Here is a 19,311-nt window from a genome sequence, read left to right on the forward strand (position 1 = left end):
TCCCGGGGGACGACGTCAGCCTGTCACGTACACAACAGCCGCATGGCGGGCGGATGATGTCCGCGTGGACGCCCCTCCCGTACGCTGCGGGGCCATGAACGCATGGCAAACTGCCCCATCGAAGACGGCCGTGGTGACCGGCGCGGGCTCCGGCATCGGCCGCGCCGTCGCCCTCGAACTGCTCGCCGCGGGCTGGTCGGTGGCGCTCGCCGGCCGCCGCCCCGAGACGCTGGAGGAGACGGCCGCCCTCGCGTCGGCGAAGGACGGCGCGACCTCGGTCGTACGGACGGACGTGGCGCGCCCCGACGACGTGGCCGCCCTTTTCGCCCGGGTACGCGAGGACTTCGGCCGCCTGGACCTCCTCTTCAACAACGCGGGCACGTTCGGTCCCGGCGGTGTCCCGGTGGAGGAGCTCCCCTACGACGCGTGGCGGCACGTCGTCGACACCAACCTCAACGGCGCGTTCCTGTGTGCGCAGGCCGCCTTCCGGCTGATGAAGGAGCAGGACCCGCAGGGCGGCCGGATCATCAACAACGGATCCATCTCGGCGCACGCGCCGCGCCCCCACTCGGTGGCGTACACGACGACGAAGCACGCCCTGACCGGTCTGACCAAGTCGCTCTCCCTGGACGGCAGGCCGTACCGGATCGCGGTGGGACAGATCGACATCGGCAATGCGGCGACCGACATGACCGAGCGCATGCAGGCCGGAATCCCGCAGGCCAACGGCGAGTTGGCGAGCGAGCCGGTGATGGACGTGGCGGACGTGGCGCGCACGGTGCGGCACATGGCGGAGCTGCCCCTGGAGGCGAACGTGCAGTTCGCGACGGTGCTGGCGACCAACATGCCGTACATCGGGCGGGGTTAACGCCGCGCGCCTGGCGACACGGAAGCGCGGTGTGTAAATCTCCACAAGTGGAATGGGAGCTACCGCAGCAAAAGGGGACGGTGATCCCCGTATGCTCGGCTCCTCTCCACGAGAACTTCACACTTGGAGCACTCCTTGCGCATACGCACCGCGGCCCCCGCCGTCCTCGCCGCCACCGCCCTGTCGGTGTCCCTGCTCGCCGTGTCCCCCGCGTCGGCGGCGACCGCGAGCCACCAGGGCGGGCTGCACCTCGGTTACATCCAGTACGACAGCCCGGGCCGGGACACCCGCTCGAACTCCTCGCTGAACGCGGAGTGGGTCAACATCCACAACAACGGCCGCTCCGCGGTCCAGCTCAAGGGCTACAAGCTGAAGGACGACACCGGCTACACGTACACCTTCGGCAGCTACAAGATCGGCGCCGGCAAGACCGTCAAGGTCCGCACCGGCAAGGGCGGCAACGCCTCCGGCGTGCGCTACTGGGGCCGGACCAACTACGTCTGGAACAACGACGGCGACAAGGCGCGCCTCATCAAGCCGAGCGGCGCGCAGCAGGACTCCTGCGCGTGGTCGCGGGTCGGCTCGGGCCACCAGAACTGCCACTGACCACTGTCACAGGGGAGGGGAAGGGACGGGGCCGGGCCCGGCGCCGCGCGAAGCGGCCGGGCCCGGCCCGTCCCGAACGCCTGGGCCCCGTCCCGTGTGTTCCCGTCCCTTGTGATCCCGTCCCGTCCTGAACGACGGCGGTCAGGCCTGGCCCGTCTCGAAGCGGGTGACCTGGTCGCCGTCGACGGTGAACCGCCACTTCGTCCGCATCTCGCCCCACGTGTCGTTCCGGTACGTCACGAGCAGCGCCCGGCCGCCGTCCGACTCCGACTCGACGTCCATGTGGCCGTTGGACGAGAAGATCTCGCGGTCCGCCCAGTCGGCGACGTCCCGGTCGGTGCCGTCGTCGGCCATCGTGGCACCCGGCGTGAGCACGGCCTCGAAGGCGGGCTTGTCGTGGGAGTTCACCGCGGTGACGAAGGCCCGGACCGTGGGGTCGCCGAGCCGGTTTACCTGGATGCTCATGGGCCCACGTTCACACCGGGCGGTCCGGTGCGCCACCGCGGCGCACACCGCGCGTCACCCGTACGGCCCCGTGGGCCGGGTGGCCGGTGCGGGACCGGTGGACGGTGGAGGCGGACGCAGCCGCCACCCCGCCGAGGGGCCGAACCGGGAGTTCCCCATGACCACCTTCTCGTCCTGCTCCTGCCTGGACCGACGTGACCTGGGACTGCTGCTGCTCCGCGCGGGCACCGGCGGCGTGCTGGTCGCGCACGGGGGCCAGAAGCTGTTCGGCTGGTTCGGCGGCGGCGGCATCGAGGGCACCGGCGCCTTCATGGAGTCCGTCGGATACGCGCCGGGCCGCCTGAACGCGCTCATGGCGGGGCTGGCCGAGGCGGGCGGCGGACTGCTGCTCGCCCTCGGGCTCGCGACGCCCGCGGCGGGCTCCGCGGCGGCGGGCGCGATGGCCGGCGCCACGGCCGTGCACACGCCGAACGGGTTCTTCAGCCAGGGCGGTGGCTACGAGTACCCGGCCTACCTCGGCATGGTCGCGGCGGCCCTGGCCGTCGCGGGCCCCGGCCGCTACTCCGCCGACCACGCACTCGGCCACACCCTGGACCGCGCCTGGATGGTCCCGGCCGCACTGGCAGGCACGGCGGTGGGCGTACTCGCGACCCTGGGAGCAAGGATGAGGAACGTCCGCGCGGCGGAGGAGGACGGCGGGACGCCGGAGGGGTGAGGCCCGCGAGGCGCGGCGCGCGGCTTACGGGTCGGGGAGAGGCTCCCGGCGAGGCGCCGGGCGGCGAGGGCGGACCCCGCGAGGGGCCGGTGCGCGGCGCATTGCGTACGTTCGCGAGACGCTCCCGGCGAGACCAGGCGCCGGCCAGGGCGGTCCCCCGCACGGATTGCACGGCGCGCGGCTTACGGGTCGAGAGAGGCGCCCGGCGAGGCGCCGGGCGGCGAGGGCGGACCCCGCGCGGGGGCGGTGCGCGGCGCATTGCGTACGTTCGCGAGACGCTCCCGGCGAGACCAGGCGCCGGCCAGGGCGGTCCCCCGCACGGATTGCACGGCGCGCGGCTCACGGTCGGGCGACGCGCTCGGCGAGGGCCCCGGCAGGGCAGGGCGGCCCCCGCCCCCAGGCGGTGCGACGCGGCGCGTACGACCGCGAGACGCCCTCGGCGGGGCCCCGACCGGCCAGGGCGTACGCCCCGCGCGGGCCCGCGATGCGCGGCTTACGGTCGCTTCCGTACGAGGTCCGGGGCTGACGCGAGAGCTGCCAGCTGAGCCCGCGAGCCCGGGGCGCCCCCTGGACCGAGCAGCGCGACCCACGGCATACGGCGGCTCCCCTACGGGGACAGCCTGCAGACGCGAGACGCCCTCACCTGAGCTTGCGAGCCCAGGGCTCCGGGCCGAGCAGCACAGCGCGGGACGTACGGCCACTCCCGTACGAGAGGCAGGGGTACGAGAGGCAGGGGCTGACGCGGGACGCCCTCAGCCGAACCCGCGAGCCCCGGGGCGAGCAGCGCGACGCTGCGGGCGGGGCCCACGGGCGCCGGGGCGCCCCCGCCCGAGCAGGGCACCCAACTCCGCCCAGGGCAGGGCAGGCGGTGGACGCGAGACGCTGTCGAGGAGGGGCCGGCGTCTCACCGAGTCGGCGGCGCGTCTGCCATCACCTCGCCCCGTCGACCCCCACCATGGCACGCTGCGGCCCATGGACGACGAGCAGGGCACGCCCGACGCAACCCGCACGCCCGGAGCGACCCGCACTCCCGAAGCGACCCCCACGCCGGAGGCGCCCCGCACGCCCGACGCAACCCGCACGCCCGGAGCGACCCGCACTCCCGAAGCGACCCCCACGCCGGAGGCGCCCCGCACGCCCGACGCAACCCGCACGCCCGGGGCGACCCCCGCCCCGGAGGCACCCCCCACGCCCGAGGCGCCCCGCCAGGACCCGTGGGACACCGTCGAACGGCTGCACGCGTGGCTTGACTCGCACAATCATCGGGAGCCCCAAGAAGCCCTTCTCCTGCGGATGTTGAAGCTCTCGGAGGAGGTCGGTGAGGTCGCGGAGGCGGTCATCGGTGCCACCGGGCAGAATCCCCGCAAGGGCACCACCCACACCTGGGACGACGTGCAGTCCGAACTCTGCGACGTCATCGTCACGGCCATGGTCGCCCTGCGCACCCTCACCCCGGACGCGGCCGCCGTCCTCGCCGCCCACCTGCGCCACGTCGACGCGCGCGCCAAAATCGTTTCGCCGCCCACGGGTTGACGGCATACCGTCGCCGGTCATGACCACTTCCACCGCCGCCGACGGGCCGCCCCGCCTCACCCGCCTCGCCTTCCACGGCCCGCTCTCCGAGCCCCGTGCGCACCGCATCGTCGACCGGCTGGCCGCCGCAGGCCCCCGTACCGTGCTCGATCTCGGCTGCGGCTGGGGCGAGTTGCTGCTCCGGGTCCTGGAGTCCGTACCGGAGGCCACCGGAGTCGGCGTCGACCTGAAGGCCGAGGACGTCGAGCGCGGCCGCGCGGCGGCGAAGGAGCGCGGGCTCAGCGAACGGGCCGTCTTCGCCGAGGAGTCGGCGACGGACACCGCGCGCGGCCCCGCCGACCTCGTGATGTGCCTCAGCGCGAGCCACGCCCTCAGCTCCGCCCCACCGCCCCGCGCGACCGTCGAGGCGCTGCACGTGCTGCGCCGCCTGGTGAACCCGGGCGGTCGCGTCCTGCTCGGCGAGGGCTTCTGGCAGCGCGAGCCGACGCCGCGGGAACTCGCCGGGATGTGGCCGGACGCCGACGCCGGGGAGTGCCTGTACCTGGGGGATCTGGTGGACGCGGCGATCGCGGCCGGGTTCCGCCCGCAGTGGGTGGAGACGGCGAGCGCGGAGGAGTGGGAGGAGTTCGAGTCGGGCTACCGCTCCGACGTCGAGGAGTGGCTCGCCACGCACCCCGGCCACCCGCTGGCCGCGGAGACCCGCGAGCGCGTGGACGCCCAGCGCACGTCCTGGCTGCGCGGCTATCGCGGGGTGCTCGGCATCGCGTATCTGACGCTGGTGCCGGTGGGGCCGGTGGGGCCGGTGGAGCCGGTGGGCTGAGTACGACGCGGCTACCGCCCGAACCAGGTCTCGGCGAGCGCGCCGAGGGTCGGTTCGGGCGGCGCGGGCAGCTCCCGCAGGTACCGGGAGAGGTTCCCGTACACGTGGAGCAGGGTGTAGGCGAGAAGTTCACGCGGGTCGAACGTCCGGCCGTATTCCTTCGTGAAGAGGTCGAACAGTCCCGGTTCGGCGCGGGTGACGTAGAGGCCGACGGCCACGAAGTCGTAGGCCCGGTCGCCGATCATCGCCGGCTCGAAGTCGAGGAGCCCGGTGAGCCGCCGCCCGGCGCCCGGCTCGACGAAAAGATGCTCCCGCATGAACTCCGTATGGAGCAGGGCGGGTTAGATCGGTCTGGTCCTGTCGTGCGGCGGGGCCGCGTCGAGGAAGGCGGGGATCTGCGCCAGCCAGTGCTCCGCGAGCCCCAGGGCGCGCTGCCGCTCCACCACCCCCGCACGCTGCTCCGCGACGAACCCGCTCCAGTCGGCGGGGCCGAGGGCGTCGGCGAGCGGCGCGGGGTCGAGTGCGTGCAGCGCGGCGAGGGTCCCGGCGGCCTCGGCGACGATCCGCTCCCGGCCGGCGCGCGGGATGCGCGGCCAGGCGACGGCGAGGTCCTCGCCGGGCAGGCGGGACATCAAGATGTGCCGCCAGCCGTTCTCGTACGGTCCCGCGTCGTGCACCCGCGGCGTGGCGAGGGGGAGGCGGCCCGCCAGGTGGCGCAGCACGCGGGCCTCGGCGATGCCGTCCCGGGCGGCGGCGCCGGGGAAGAGCTTGAGCACGTGCGCGTCACCGACGGCGTAGACCGGCTGGGAGCCCGCCGGGAAGCGGGTCAGCGGCGCACCGGCGAGACCGAGCCGGGCGCACAGGTCCTCGACGGCGGGCCGCATGATCGCCTCGTCACCGACGACGCGGTCCCACTCCTCGTCCGTGTTCACCTCGGGCAGCATGACCGGCACCGTAACCGCTACCGAAGTAGGGCGGCGAGCGACTTTCGGCGGCTGCGCGGGGCGGTCCACGGCTCCTAGCGTCGTGGGACAGACGACCGGCGGCGGCCGGCGGCCACGACGGCCGCCCGGTCGGCGTCACGGGGTGGAACGGAGTCCACGAGATGCCGATGCCGGGCAGCGGGCACAGCAGGACCGGTGGCACGACCGACGACGGAAAGACCGGCGACAGGGGCACGGAACTCGGGCATCCGCGGGGTGATCTGCTGCTGCTGGTCTGCGGGTTGCCGGCCCTCGGGCTGCTGCTCGGGCTCGCGCTGCCGCGGCTCGCCCGCTGGGCGTCCGGGTCGCCCGTGCTGCCGTGGCGCTCCGGCGTCGAGTTCGTCGGGCGGCTCGACGCGCCGTGGCAGACCGCCGTCGTCATGGCCGTCGGGCTCGTCGCCGGGCTCGTCCTCGCCTTCCTGGCGCTCGCCGAGACGATGAAGCTGACGGTGACCGACGAGCGGGTGCGCGTCGAACGGAACGACCGGACGCGGACCTACGAACGGGCTGACGTCTCGGCGGTGTTCCTCGACGGCAAGCACCTGGTCCTCCTGGACCGGGACTCGGGCGAGCTCGCGCGCGGCGAGCACAGCGCACGCGCCGCCGCGGTCGCCGCCGCCTTCCGCGCCCACGGCTACCCCTGGCACGACTCCGACCCGCACGCCGCCCTGTTCCGCCGCTGGATCCCCGGCACCCCCGACCTGCCCGCGGAGGTCCACGCACTCCTCGCGGCACGCAAGGCGGCGCTGCGGAGGAAGGCACCGCGGGACACGGGGGACCTGGCGCAGACGGTGCGGGGGCTCGGTTTCGTCGTACGGGACGAGGGCGCGGAGCAGTATTGGCGGCCGCTGGTCGCCGTGTGAGGGGGGCGGCGCCCGGCAATGGGGCGCCGCCCTCAGCCCCTGCCCCCGCCCTCCTATCCGTCCCCGTCCCGAAGCGCCTCCCCCGCCTCCCTCGCCAGCAACTCGACGTACGCGGACGTCCACGCCTCGACCGTGGCGCGGTCCCACAGATCGGTCGAGAACTCCAGATAGCCGCTGAGCACGTCACCCGTGGGGATCAGGCCGAGGTTGAACTCGGAGCGCGCGCCCGGCACCGCGAGGTCCTCGACCGCCGTGGTCACGCCCGGCAGGTCGACCTCCGTCCGCAGCGAACTCTGGTACTGGAAACCGAGCGGCAGCCGGTCCGGCACCTCGGTGCCGAGCACCGCGCCCACCTCCGCCGCCACCGTGCGCAACGGAGCCGCGTGGTCGAGGGCGTCCACCGAAGTGCGCGCCACCTGGTCCACCAGCGCGCCGAACGACGCGGCCGCGTCACCCCGTATCCGCAGCGTGAACGACGACACCGTGCACGCCGCGAGCGCCTCGAACTCGCGCCGCTCCCGGTTGGCGTGGGAGATGCCGAGCACGACGTCCGGCGCGCCGCCCACCTCCGCGACCAGCCGCGCCAGGGCGGCCGCCGTCACCACGAAGGGTGTCGTACGGTGCCGGCGCGCCAGCTCCTCCACATCGGCGCGCGCGGCCCGGCCGACGGTGAACAGCACCACGTCACCCGCCCCGCTCAGCTCCGCGGGGCGCGGCCGGTCCAGGGGCAGCGGCATGTCGAAGGACGCACCCGCCAAGGCGCGCGCCCAGTGGTCGACCAGTTTGCTTCCGTCCTGGGTGCGCTCGTGCTCGCGCTGCCAGCGCGCGTACTCGCCGGGCTGCGGGACCCGGCCCGGCAGTGCGTGCGGTACGCCGGTGACCTCCGCCCGGTACAGCGCGGCCAGTTCGCGCAACAGGACGCTGACCGACCAGCCGTCGCAGGTCGCGTGGTGCAGGACGAAGAGCAGCACCCAGCGGTCCGGGCCGGTCCGCAACAGCCTTAGCACCGGCGCGAGTTCGTCCTCGATGCCGAAGGGGACGGCCGCCGTCTCCGCGGCCACACGCTCCGCCTCCTCCTCGGCGGCGGCCGGGGAGCCGAGAAGGGCGACGAGGTCCTCCTCCGGCAGCGGCACCGGCCGGGGCCGCAGCGCCTCCTGCCACCACGCGTCGCCGTCCGCAACGAAGCGGGTGCGCAACGCCTCGTGCCGGGCGACGAGTTGACCGAGCGCGGCACGCAGGGCCGGTACGTCGAGGGCTCCCGTCAGAGTGATCCGCATGGCCACGTTGTAGATCTGCGGGCGGGGGTGCGTGCGGTGGCGGGTGATGAAGGCGAGCTGCTGGGCGGTGACGGGGGCGCGGGCGACGACATCGGCGGCGGCGTCGGCGTCGGGCCCTCTGCCTGTGTCGGACCTCCTGCCCGCGTCGTGCCTGTCGTCAGCCTCCGCCTCGGGAACCTCGCCCGCCCCGGACGCCCCGGACGCCTCGGACGACGCGGTCGCCACGGACGCCTCTTCGAGGTCCCCGATCAGGTACGCCGCCATGGCCCGCAGGCCCGGCTCCTCGTAGAAGCGGGCGATCGGGTACTCCGTGCCGAACTCCTCCCGTACGCCGTTCGCCAGGCGGACCGCCGTGAGGGAGTGCCCGCCCAGCTCGAAGAAGGACGCGTCGTCGGCGATCGCCGCCACGTCGACCTCGAACTCCTCGGCCCACAGCCGCCGCAGCCGCTCCTCGACGTCACGCGCCGCCCGACGCGACCGCCCGCGGCTCCGGTCACGCTCACGCTCGGCGGGCGCAGGGGGCACCGGCGCCGTCGACGTGACCAGGGCAGGTGCGGGCAGCGCCGCCCGGTCCACCTTGCCGTTGGCGGACAGCGGGAGCGCGGGCAGCACGGTCCAGGCGTGCGGCACCAGATGCCCGGGCAGCCGCGCCGCCAGTTCCGCCGTCAGCCGGTCGGCGAGTTCCTGCCCCGGTTCGGCGCCGGCCGGGGACGGCACCACGTACGCGGCGAGGAACGCCTCGCCCCGCCGGTCGCGGCGGGCCAGGACGAGCGCCTCGCGGACCCCCGCCAGCGCGCCGACGGCCCGGGAGACCTCCTCGGGCTCGACGCGGTGGCCGCGGATCTTCACCTGGTCGTCGGCCCGCCCCCGGAACTCCAGCGCCCCGTCGCGGGTCCAGCACACCAGGTCCCCGGTGCGGTACATGCGCCCGTCGGCGCCCAGTGGGTCGTCGACGAAGCGTTCCGCCGTCAGGTCCGGGCGGCCCAGATAACCGGAGGCCACGCCGGGTCCGCCGACGTACAGCTCCCCCACCTCGCCGGCGGGCACCTCGCGGCCCCGCGCGTCGAGGACGCGGAGGGTGACGTTGTCGACGGGCCGGCCGATCGGGATCGGGGCGGTGATCGGGGCGGTGGAGGCGTCGGCGCCCGGTTCCGGTTCCCGTGCCAGGACCGTCTGCGCCGTGCACAGCACGGTCACCTCGGTGGGCCCGTACACGTTCACCGTCTCGTACGGGGCGCCGGGGCGCGGGCGGGTGCGCAGCACGTCGCCGCCGAGCAACAGGTGCCGCAGGAGCGGCTGTTGGCGCTCGGGGAGGGCGAGGACCGCCTCGCCGAGCGCGGTCGGCAGGATGGAGAAGCCGATGCGGTACTCGGTGTACCAACGGGCGAGCGCGGCGGGGTCCTTGCGGACCGTCTCGTCGGCCACGACGACGGTGGCGCCCGCCGTCAGGGCCGGCCAGATCTCCAGCACGGCGGCGTCGAAGCCCTGGCTGCAGACGGCGGCGGCACGGTCGTCGGCGGTGAAGCCGAACCGCTCGTGGTGCCACTGGCACAGGTCCACGACGGCCCGGTGCGGGACGGCGACGCCCTTGGGCACGCCGGTGCTGCCGGAGGTGTAGACGGCGAAGCACAGGGACTCGGGGCCGTGGGAGGGGGCGGGGGCGGGCCGCACGGCTGCGTCCGGCCCGGCGTCCACGGCGTCGGTGTCGGTGTCGGTGTCGAACGCGATGCCGATGTCGACCACGGTGGTCCCGGGCCGGGGCGTGGGCCGCTCGGCTGCCGCGCCCCGCTCCTCGCTCACCACCAGGACGCGTGCCCCGCTCTCCGCCAGGACGGCCTCCGCGCGCGCCCTGCCCTGGCCGGGGTCAAGCGGCACGTAACCGCGCCCCGCCTTGAGGGCCGCAAGCATGGCGACGACCAGGTCGGTGCCGCGGGGCAGCCACAGGGCGACGGGGCCGGGCCCTCCGCCCCCAGCCGTCACCCCTGAGGCCTCCCCTGCGGTGCGCAGAGTCGCGGCGAGCCGTTCGGCGCGCTCGTTCAACTCACGGTAGGTCAGCGCGACTTCACCGCTGATCACGGCGGTGCGCTCCGGAGCGACCTCGGCCCAGCGTGACGCCAGCGCGTCGACGGTGCTGCTCGTCCGCTGCCGCACGGGCCCCTGCCGCCACGCCCGGGGCACCACGGCCGCCGGAGCCGCTTCCCCGGCCGCCTCCGCGAGGACGTCCCGGAACGTCTCGAAGAGCGCGTCGATCGTCGCCTCGTCGAAGAGGTCGGTGGCGTACTCGAAGTGGCAGCGGATGCCCTCGGGCAGGTCGGTGAAGTACACGCCGAGGTCCGTCAGCGCCTTGTCGGGACCCGCGTCGAGCGGCGTCGCCCGCACCCCGGGCAGGTCGAAGCGGAACGGGTCGTCGGTCTCGAACTCGGCGAGGGTCTGGAAGACCGGCGTCCGGTCCAGGGCGCGCGGCGGCGTGAGCTCCCGTACGACCGCCTCGAAGGGTACGTCGGCGTGGTCGTAGGCGTCCAGGGCGACCCCGCGCACCCGGTCGAGGAGCGTGCCGAAGTCCGGGTCTCCGGAGAGGTCAAGGCGCAGGGCCAGCGTGTTGACGAAGAAGCCGACGACGTCCGCGTACTCGGGTGTCCTGTCGGACATCGGGGTGCCGATGACGAGGTCGTCCTGGCCGGTGACGCGGCGCAGGGCGGCCGCGTAGCCGGCGAGCAGCGTCATGAAGAGGGTGCTGCGCCGCGTCCGGCCGAACCGGCGTACGCGGTCGGACAGTTCAGGGTCGAGGGTGCGGAACAGGGCGCGGCCGCGCGAGGTCATGACGGCGGGCCTCGGCCGGTCGGTGGGCAGGGCGAGGACGGGCAGTTCGCCGTCGAGCGCCTTCTTCCAGTACGCGAGGTCCTCGGCCGCCTTGGTTCCGCCGAGGGAGGCGTGCTGGGCGCGGGCGTGGTCGGCGTAGGTGCGGGTGAGGGCGGGGAGGTCCGCAGGGGGCCCGCCGGGCAGCTGGGCGCGGTAGAGGGCGGAGAGGTCGCGGGCGAGCACGGCGGCCGACGCGGCGTCCATGACGATGTGGTGCAGGGACAGGACGAGGACCTGCCGGTGGGCGCCGAGACGGACGAGGCGCGTCACGAACAGCGGGCCTTCCGCCAGATCGAAGCGGCGCCCGCTCTCGGCCGCGAGGGTGTCGGCGACGGCGTCACCGACGTACGCGCCCGTGCCGTCGACGACGGCGAAGTCCACCTCGCCCGGCGCCGACGCGAACTGCCGCGCCTGGCCCGCCACTTCGCGGAAGACGCTGCGCAGCTGCTCGTGCCGGGCGGCGAGCTCGCGCAGGGCGGCGCGCAGCGCGGGGACGTCCAGCGGCCCGTCGAGCTCGATGGCCTTGGTCTCGTTGTACGCGGTGCGGCCCGGCAGCATGCGCTCCAGGAACCAGACGCGCTGCTGCCCGGGAGAGAGCGGCGCCCCCTGCTCCCGTCGGGCCCCCGCCCCACTGCCGCCGGCGGCCGATTCCCGTACGCCCGCCGCGGGCGCCCCGCACGAGCGGCGCAGCGCGTCGAAGTGGACCAGGCCCTCCCGCAGCGCCGTGGGGGTGACACCGAAGTCGACGAGGCCGACGATCTCGTCGGCGCCCGCGGCATGCACGGCGTCCGCGACGGACCGTACGCTCTCGGGGCTGCCGATGAGGGCCCGCTGGTCGCAGTAGCGGTCGTAGGCGCGGCGGAAGACCACGTCCAGGTCGTCCTCGGTCATCGCCGACAGGTCGACCCGATGCCCGAGGCTGTTGGCGACGCCGCCGAAAAGGGACAGCGACGAGCGCATGTACCGCGCGAGGGGTTCGCGGGCCTCCTCGCGCGCCGCCGCGTGGTCCTCGGCGAGGTAGGTGTGCAGCAGGACGGCCACGTGCCCCGCGTCCGGGTCGAGGCCGTGGGCGGCGCGGGTGCGGCGGTAGAGCGCGACGTTCTCGTGGAGCTGCTCGACGCTCTGGGTCATGAGGTTGGTGACGATGCCCAGGTCGTGGCGGGCGGCCAGTTCGTACGAGGCCGGGTTGCCGACGACGGCCGTGTACATCGGCGGCGCGTCCTGGACGGGGCGCGGGAAGAGCCGCAGGTCGCTCTCGCCCTTGCCGGTGGTGCGGCGCACGGGCTCGCCGCGCCACAACTGCCGCACCTGCGCCACCTGTTCGTACATCAGCTCCTTGTGGGAGCCGAACCGTTCGGGGAAGAAGACGAAGTCGTTGGCGTGCCAGCCGCTCGCGCAGCCGATGCCGATGCGGCCGCCGGAGAGGTTGTCGACCATCGACCACTCTTCGGCGACGCGGATCGGGTCGTGCAGCGGCAGCACCACGGACCCCGCGTTGATGCGGACGCGGCCGGTCTCCCTGGCGAGCGCGGCGGCGAGCACGACGGGGTTGGGGAACAGGCCGCCGAAGGAGTGGAAGTGCCGCTCGGGGATCCACAGGGAGTGGAAGCCGTTGCGGTCAGCGAACCGGGCGGTCTCCAAGAGGTGGTCGTACTTGCCGTGCCGGGGCTCGGAGTCGTCCTGCGGGTAGTCGCCGAAGAAGTAGACCCCGAAGTCGAGGGTGCGGGAAGGCTGTTGTGGCCGTGCGTGCGGTTGCGGTGACACGGGTCGTGGCGGTTCCGGCTCGCGCGGCGGCTCGGTGCGGGTCGCCGCCGCAGCGCTGTTCCATGCCATGGCCTGCGGCTTCGACATCTGCGGCTTCGGCACCCGCGGCTTGGCCTTCGCACCGCCGACGGAGAACCCGGCCGCACGCAGCTCCCGCAGCGAGTCCTTGACCGCCTCCGCGATGAACTCGCAGTCGCCGTCGGTGTGTTCGGTGGAGAGGAAGAAGTTGCGCCACTCCCACACGTGGACGCCGCGCAGCATGAGGTGGTGGTAGAGCAGCTCCATGTCCGCGCGGTGCTCGAAGCGGAACATCGAGCCGAAGTGGCTCATGCTCAGGGCGAATCCCTCGTCCTCGAAGAAGGCGTTGAGGGTGGCGGCGAGCTCGTCCGTACGGGCGTTCAGACGCTCCTGGAGCCGGGGGCTGTGCTCCTTGAGGTGCGCCAGTACGGCACGGGTCGCGACCATCGACACGGGGTGCTGGATGTAGGTGCCGCCGAAGAAGGTGGTGTCGGCCGCCGGGTAACTGTCGTCCCCGTAACTCCAGTGGCCGCCGTCGATGCCGTCCATGATGTCGGACCGGCCCGCGACGGCCCCGATCGGGAAGCCGCCGCCGAGCAGCTTGCCGTAGGTGGCCAGGTCGGGCGTGACGCCGTAGAGCTCCTGGGCGCCGCGCGCGGCGGGCCGGAAGCCGGTCAGCATCTCGTCGAAGAGCAGCACGATGCCGTGGCGCGCGGTGAGTTCGCGCAGCCGGCGGACGAACGCGGCGGGCCGGAGCGAGGGATGCCGGCTCTGCACCGGCTCCACCACGACCGCCGCGATGTCCCCGGCCTGCCGCTCGATGACGTCGAGGCTCTCCTCACTGCCGTACGGCAGGACGAGCAGGTCGGCGACGGCGCCCGGCGGGATCCCCGCGGACATCGGCACGGTGGTGAGGCCCTCGCCGCCGGTGCGCGGGGAACGGCCGAGCACGTTGTCGTTGTGACCGTGGTAGGCGCCCTCGAACGTGATGATGCGGGAGCGGCCGGTGGCGGCGCGGGCGAGCCGGATGGCCGCGGAGTTCGCCTCCGTACCGGAGTTGGCGAACGCGACGCGCTCCATGCCGGTCAGCTCGGCGAGCAGTTCGGCGGCCTCACCGGTCTCGACGGTGCGCGGGCCGAGCTGGATGCCGCGCGAGAGGTGCTCGCGGACCGCGTCGGCGACGAAGGCGGGCTCGTGCCCGAAGAGCAGGACGCCGAAGCCCATGGTGATGTCGACGTACCGGTTGCCGTCGATGTCCTCCAGCCACGAGCCCTGCGCGCGCCGCCCCGCGATCGGGTACAGCATCTCCTTCGTGCTGCTGCGGAAGCCGACGGCGGCACGGCTGTCGGCGAGCACGCGGCGGTAGCGCTGGGTGACGCGTTTGGAGGTGGGCGTCTTGGCGGTGTAGCGCCGCACCAGGTCGTCGAGGTGAGCCCGCTGCGTGTCGGAGGCGTTGCCGCGGAGCATTCCCGAGCCGCGGGAGACTTCCGGGCGGGGGCCGTGCTGGGCGGGGCGACGGGACGACCCTGAGGGCTCTGGCTGTGACTCCGGCGCGGGTGCGGGTGCGGGTGCGCCCATCTGACGGGAGATGCGTTGCGACAGCTCGGCCATCGCGGCGAGGTCCTCGTCGACGGCCGCGGAGACGGAACGGTCGACGGATTCGGTCCCGGTCACCGTGCGTCCTTCCCGTTGGCGGCCAGCAACTGCGAGAGCTGACCCATGAGTTGGAGCTGCATCTGGGAGAGCTGGTGGACCTGCCGCACGAGGTCGTCGACCTCGCGCCGGGTGGCGTACTCGACGGGAGGGGCGGGGGTGGGGGTGGGGGCGGCCGGCTCGCGGTACGCGGGGGCGGGGTCGCGGTATACGGGCGCGGGGTCGCGGTACGCGGGTACGGGTTCCCGGGGCGCCGGCACGGAGGGCGTCACCGGAGGCGGCACGGGAGTCGTCACGGGTGCGGCGACCGGCTCCGGATACGTCTCCGTAAACGGCTCCGCGTACGCAGCCTTCGTCACCGGCCCGGACTCCGCGCCCCGTAGCGCGCCCCCGCCCCCACCCCCCATCTTGTCCACGATGATCAGCGCGAGCCCCTTCGCCGAGCCGGCCTCCTCGAAGAGCTCCCGCATCGACACCTTGACCCGGTGCTCCTCCTCCAACTCCCGCAGCACACCGATCATTTGCAGCGAGTCCGCGCCGAGGTCGAAGAAGGAGGCGTCCTCGGCTATCTCGCTCGTGTCGTAGCTGAGATGCTCCGCGGTGACCTTGATGATGTGCTGGAGCACGCGCTCGACCGCTGCCTCGTCCTGTGCCACGTCCGCCTCATCCCTTGCCGCTGGTACTTGTACGGGTTGTCCGCGCCGGGGAAGGTGGTTCCCCGGGCCTGTCCAGTAGTCCTTGTGCTGGAACCGGTAGCCGGGCAGGGGGATCCGCCGCCCCGCCCCGCCCATGAAGGGTCGCCAGTCGAGCGGCGCGCCGGCCCGGTACAGGCCGGCGGCCGCGTCCCACAGCGGTTCGAGTCCCGTACCGCGCCGCAGCGACGCCAGAGCCGGCCGGTCCGGCAGCGCGCGGCGGGCGAGCCCGCTGAGCGTCGCGTGCGGACCGACCTCGACCAGCGCGCCCACGCCGTCGTGGGCCGACCCCAACTCCCGTAGCGCATCGGCGAATCGAACCGGTTCACGCGTCTGCCGTACGAGGTAGTCGGCGTCCGGGACCCAGCCGGCCGGCCGCGTGCGCCCGTCCACGCCGCTCACGAACGGCACCTCGACGGGACGCGGCCGGACCTCCGCCACCAGCTCACGCACCCCCGCGAGGACCGGGTCCATGAGGGCGGTGTGGAAGGCGTGCCGCACCGGGAGTTCGCGGGCCGGGATGCCGCGCTCGGCCAGCAGTTCCGTCAACCGGCGCACGGCGGCCGCCGGGCCCGCGAGCACCTGGCTGTGCGTGCCGTTGCTGACGGCGAGCTCCACGCCCGGCACCTCGGCGGCCAGCTTCTCCGCCGCGTACGGTTCCGTCGGGACCGCCACCATCGCGCCCGGCGCGCAACGGCGTTGCATGAGCGCGCCGCGTCCCGCCGTCAGGCGCAGCCCGTCCTCGACGGAGAGCGCCCCGGCCGCGTACAGCGCCCCGTACTCCCCCACGCTGTGCCCGGCCACGACGGCCGGCACGATCCCGGCGTCCCGCCACAGGGCGACGAGCGCGCACTGCAGCGCGAAGAGCGCGGGCTGCGCGATGTCGGTCTCGCCGACCGGCTCCGCCGCGCCGCCCTCGCCGGGGCCGAGGAGCGCGTCGAGCAGGGTGCCGCCGCCGGTGAGTTCGGCGAAGTGGCGCTCGCAGGCGTCCAGGACCTCGCGTACGACGGGAAAGCGCTGGTGGAGGGCGCGGGCGGCGCCACGGTGGAGGCTGCCCTGCCCGGTGAAGAGGAACCCGGTGCCGACGGGCGCGCCGGACGCCCCGCCCGCGACCGGCGTTCCGCTGACGCGCGGTCCCGCCAGCCAGTCGTCGAGGCCGGCGGTGAGGGCGGCCACGGTGTCGCCCCGTACCGCGAGCCGGTGTCTGCGGTGGGCGCGGCCGAGGGCCAGCGTGGTCACGAGGTCCGCGGGGCGGGTGCCGGGGTGAGCGCGCAGATGGTCGCGCAGGGCCGAGGCGTTGTCGGCCAGGGCGGTTTCGGTGTGGCCCGAGACGACGAGGACGCCCGGGGGCGGCGGGGTGCCGGCCGCGTGGGGCGCGGGCTGGTGGGCCGGCTCGGTGGCCAGCTCGGGAGCCGACTCGGTGGCGTGCTCCGGGGCTGGCTCGGGGGCCTGTTCCAGTACGACGTGGACGTTCGTGCCGCCGACGCCGAAGGAGCTGACGCAGGCCCGGCGCGGCAGGTCGCCGGATGGCCACGGGCGTGCGGAGTCGGGGATGTAGAACGGGCTGGCGGCGAGGTCGAGGGCGGGGTTAGGGCGGCGGAAGTTGGCCATGGGCGGGATGACGCCGTGCCGCAGGACGAGGAGCGCCTTGACGAGGCTCGCCAGGCCCGAACACACGTCGAGGTGACCGATGTTGGCCTTGACCGAGCCAAGCGCGCAGTACCCGGTGCGGTCGGTGTCGGCGCGGAAGGCGGTGGTGGCGCCCGCGAACTCGATCGGGTCGCCCTTGAACGTGCCGGTGCCGTGCGTCTCCAGATAGCCGACGGTGCCCGCGTCGACGCCCGCGCGCGTGAGGGCGCGGCGGATGGCTCCCCGCTGGCCGTCCGCGCTGGGCGCGCTGAACGCCCTCTTGTCGGCGCCGTCGTTGTTGACGCCCCAGCCCCGGATGACGCCGTGGATGTGGTCGCCGTCGGCGAGCGCCAGGTCCAGGCGCTTGAGGACGACGGCCACGACGCCGGTGCCGCCGACCGTGCCGTCGGCGTCGGCGTCGAACGGCCGCAGACGGCCGCTCTTGGAGAGGATGGACCCCTTCACGTACCGGTAGCCGAGCACCTGCGGCACGTGGAGGGCGGCCGCCCCGGCGACGGCGATGTCGCACTCCCCGGCGACCACCGACTGCGCGGCGAGGTAGACCGCGGTGAGTGAACTGGAGCACGCCGTCTGGACGTTGACGGCAGGCCCGGTCAGTCCGAGGCGGTACGCGGCGCGGTTGGCGGTGAAGTCCGTGAAGTTGCCGATGGTGACCTGCAGCCCGGCGACCCAGTCCGCGACGCCGCCCTCCAGGACGTTGTTCTGCAGATACGTCTGGAGGGAGTAGAGGTGGTAGCCGGTGCTGGCGTACACACCGACGTCCCAGGTGTCCTGTCCGCCGCGCACGGGATCGCCGGCCTGCCCGCCCGCGTACCCGGCGTTCTCCAGGGCGTGGTGCACGCACTCCAGGAACAGCCGGTGCTGCGGGTCGGTGATGCGGGCCTCGTGCGCGCTCATCCCGAAGAAACCGGCGTCGAACCCCGCGATGTCGTCGAGCACCCCGCTCGCCCCGACGAAGTCGTCCGCACGGTACGCCTCCTCGGGCACCCCGGCGGCGGCGAGTTCGGCCTCGGTGAAGCGGCGGATGCGGTCGGCGCCGTCGTGGATCGTGCGCCAGAACTCCTCCGGGGTGTCGGCGCCGGGCAGCCGGAAGGAGAGCCCGATGACGGCGACGGCGTCACGGTCGGTACGGGTCACCGGACTTCACTCCCCTTCTGGCTCTGGCTCTCGCTCTGGCTCGGGCTCTGGCTCTCGCTCGGGCTTTGGCTCTCGTTGTGGCTCTGGCTCAGCTGTCGGTCCTTGTCCTCACCGGGTCCTTCACCACGCCCCTGCCGTACCAGCACGACGAACATCCCGACGCACAGACAGATCGCCGACCCATGCAGCAGGCCCACGACCTGCAGGGGCGTGAAGCGGTCCAGGAGGGCGCCGCTGACCAGCATTCCGAGGCCGAAGCCGGTGTTCTCGACCGAGGCGGAGAGCCCGAAGAGCCTGCCGCGCTCCTCGTCGGGCGCGGCCTGGAGCCGGGTGACGTACGCGATCTCGGTGAGGCCGTCCGCCATGCCGGCCACCAGCGCGGCCGCGACCGCCACCCCCGTCGGCAGCCCGGCGAAGACCACGATGAACGCCGCCGACATCACGCAGGCCCCGACGGCGAAGGCCCGCTCCCCCGGCCCCTGCCGCCCGCCGCGCCCGGCCCACCGCCCGCAGATCTGCTGCATGACGATGTTGCCGATGGCCCACGTGGCCCAGAACTGGCTGACGAACGTGGCCGGATGGGACGGGTCGAGGTCGCTGGAGTAGACCGGCAGGGCCACGTTGTGGGACGAGGAGCCGAGCCCGTCGGCGGCCCGCAGGGCGATCATGACGGCGAGGACGGGGGTGGCCCGCACCAGCAGGAGCGCGCCGCCGCGACGGGCCCGCGCCTTCGAATCCCCGCTCTCCGCACCGGAGTTCGCTGACTTCGTCGACTTACCCCCGGCCACCTCACCCTCAACCGCCTCACCCCCGGCCGCCGCCTCGGCCCTCGTACGGATGGGCAGCGAGAGCAGCACACCCGCCGACACCGCGAAGCTGGCGGCGTCCAGGGAGATGGCGGCGGTGTAGCCGAGCTGGGCGACGACGACGCCCGCGGAGGCGAAACCGGCGATCATCGCGAGCGAACGCCCGGTGGCGAGCAGGGAGTTGGCGCGCATCCGCAGATCGGCGCCGACGATCTCCGGGATGCTGCTGCGCAGCGCCACGCCCGACAGGGTCGAGCAGAAGCCGGTCACGACGGCCAGCACGTACAGGAGTCCCGCACGCCCCGCCTCGGGCGCGATCAGCAGCGCTATCATGGCGGCGCACTGCGTCAGATCGGCGCCGACCATCAACCTCTTGCGGTCGTACGCCGAGACCAGCCGTCCGCTCACAAAGCCGGAGACGACACTGGTCAACAGGCGTACCGCCATGAAGAGTCCAGCGGCGAGGGCACTGTCGGTCACCTCGTAGACGAAGACGTTGAGGGCGACCATGTTGAGGTAACTGCCGTACGCGGAGACGCCGTTACCCACGACGAGCAGGCGAAAGTGGATCAAGCGTCCCCCTGGTCCGGGCCGGGCTGCTG

General features: G+C 74.0%; 10 protein-coding genes and 1 pseudogene. 6 read left to right on the plus strand and 5 right to left on the minus strand.

All coding sequences use genetic code 11. The annotated features are described in order from the left end of the window. Nucleotides 1–94 precede the first annotated feature (94 nt). Nucleotides 95–868: an SDR family oxidoreductase gene (locus tag ACFYO9_RS14045; protein WP_358773028.1), complete on the plus strand. Its 774-nt coding sequence runs from the start codon at nucleotides 95–97 to the stop codon at nucleotides 866–868. A 135-nt stretch (nucleotides 869–1,003) separates the two neighbouring features. Next, nucleotides 1,004–1,474, plus strand: a complete 471-nt coding sequence (locus ACFYO9_RS14050; RefSeq protein WP_358773030.1) for a lamin tail domain-containing protein — start codon at nucleotides 1,004–1,006, stop codon at nucleotides 1,472–1,474. 141 nt (nucleotides 1,475–1,615) lie between these two features. On the opposite strand, the gene ACFYO9_RS14055 is transcribed toward ACFYO9_RS14050, so the two are convergent. Then, a complete protein-coding gene (locus ACFYO9_RS14055; protein ID WP_358773032.1) occupies nucleotides 1,616–1,939 on the minus strand; it encodes a nuclear transport factor 2 family protein in 324 nt (107 codons plus the stop codon). A 157-nt stretch (nucleotides 1,940–2,096) separates the two neighbouring features. Between ACFYO9_RS14055 and ACFYO9_RS14060 the strand changes: the two genes are divergently transcribed. The 3 genes from ACFYO9_RS14060 (at nucleotide 2,097) to ACFYO9_RS14070 (ending at nucleotide 5,007) form a co-directional block, all read left to right on the plus strand. After that, nucleotides 2,097–2,654 carry a DoxX family membrane protein gene (locus ACFYO9_RS14060; protein ID WP_358773034.1) on the plus strand — a complete coding sequence of 186 codons (558 nt, stop codon included), beginning with the start codon at nucleotides 2,097–2,099 and terminating at the stop codon, nucleotides 2,652–2,654. A 1,233-nt stretch (nucleotides 2,655–3,887) separates the two neighbouring features. Next, nucleotides 3,888–4,187, plus strand: coding sequence for a MazG-like family protein (locus ACFYO9_RS14065; RefSeq protein ID WP_358773313.1), 300 nt, complete (start codon nucleotides 3,888–3,890; stop codon nucleotides 4,185–4,187). Nucleotides 4,188–4,206: 19 nt separating this feature from the next. Next, on the plus strand, nucleotides 4,207–5,007 hold the full coding sequence (locus tag ACFYO9_RS14070) for a class I SAM-dependent methyltransferase (protein WP_358773035.1): 801 nt from the start codon (nucleotides 4,207–4,209) through the stop codon (nucleotides 5,005–5,007). Between the two features lie 11 nt (nucleotides 5,008–5,018). Here ACFYO9_RS14070 and ACFYO9_RS14075 read toward each other — a convergent pair. Then, nucleotides 5,019–5,951 (minus strand): annotated as a pseudogene (locus tag ACFYO9_RS14075) (phosphotransferase family protein). A 161-nt stretch (nucleotides 5,952–6,112) separates the two neighbouring features. Here ACFYO9_RS14075 and ACFYO9_RS14080 point away from each other — a divergent pair. Beyond that, a complete protein-coding gene (locus tag ACFYO9_RS14080) occupies nucleotides 6,113–6,853 on the plus strand; it encodes a hypothetical protein (RefSeq protein WP_358773037.1) in 741 nt (246 codons plus the stop codon). 53 nt (nucleotides 6,854–6,906) lie between these two features. Here the strand turns inward: ACFYO9_RS14080 and ACFYO9_RS14085 are convergent, their stop codons facing one another. From ACFYO9_RS14085 to ACFYO9_RS14095, 3 genes are read right to left on the minus strand one after another with little or no spacing between them, the layout of a single operon-like run. Beyond that, nucleotides 6,907–14,445, minus strand: a complete 7,539-nt coding sequence (locus ACFYO9_RS14085; protein WP_358773039.1) for a MupA/Atu3671 family FMN-dependent luciferase-like monooxygenase — start codon at nucleotides 14,443–14,445, stop codon at nucleotides 6,907–6,909. Then, entirely contained in the window at nucleotides 14,442–17,903 is a 3,462-nt protein-coding gene (locus ACFYO9_RS14090; RefSeq protein ID WP_358773041.1) for a beta-ketoacyl synthase N-terminal-like domain-containing protein, read from the minus strand. Before ACFYO9_RS14090 ends, ACFYO9_RS14085 begins: the two co-directional genes overlap by 4 nt. Beyond that, nucleotides 17,900–19,282, minus strand: coding sequence for an MFS transporter (locus ACFYO9_RS14095; protein WP_358773043.1), 1,383 nt, complete (start codon nucleotides 19,280–19,282; stop codon nucleotides 17,900–17,902). The genes ACFYO9_RS14090 and ACFYO9_RS14095 overlap by 4 nt, the downstream gene beginning before the upstream one ends. Nucleotides 19,283–19,311 lie beyond the last annotated feature (29 nt).

This window comes from Streptomyces sp. NPDC005863, assembly GCF_042871345.1.
In the GTDB taxonomy this organism is placed as follows: Bacteria; Actinomycetota; Actinomycetes; order Streptomycetales; family Streptomycetaceae; genus Streptomyces.

Excerpts from the sequence above, each read along its gene's own strand:
- ACFYO9_RS14070 (WP_358773035.1), top strand. The coding sequence starts at position 4,207 with ATGACCACTTCCACCGCCGCCGACGGGCCGCCCCGCCTCACCCGCCTC.
- ACFYO9_RS14055 (WP_358773032.1), bottom strand. The coding sequence starts at position 1,939 with ATGAGCATCCAGGTAAACCGGCTCGGCGACCCCACGGTCCGGGCCTTC.
- ACFYO9_RS14060 (WP_358773034.1), top strand. The coding sequence starts at position 2,097 with ATGACCACCTTCTCGTCCTGCTCCTGCCTGGACCGACGTGACCTGGGA.
- ACFYO9_RS14080 (WP_358773037.1), top strand. The coding sequence starts at position 6,113 with ATGCCGATGCCGGGCAGCGGGCACAGCAGGACCGGTGGCACGACCGAC.
- ACFYO9_RS14045 (WP_358773028.1), top strand. The coding sequence starts at position 95 with ATGAACGCATGGCAAACTGCCCCATCGAAGACGGCCGTGGTGACCGGC.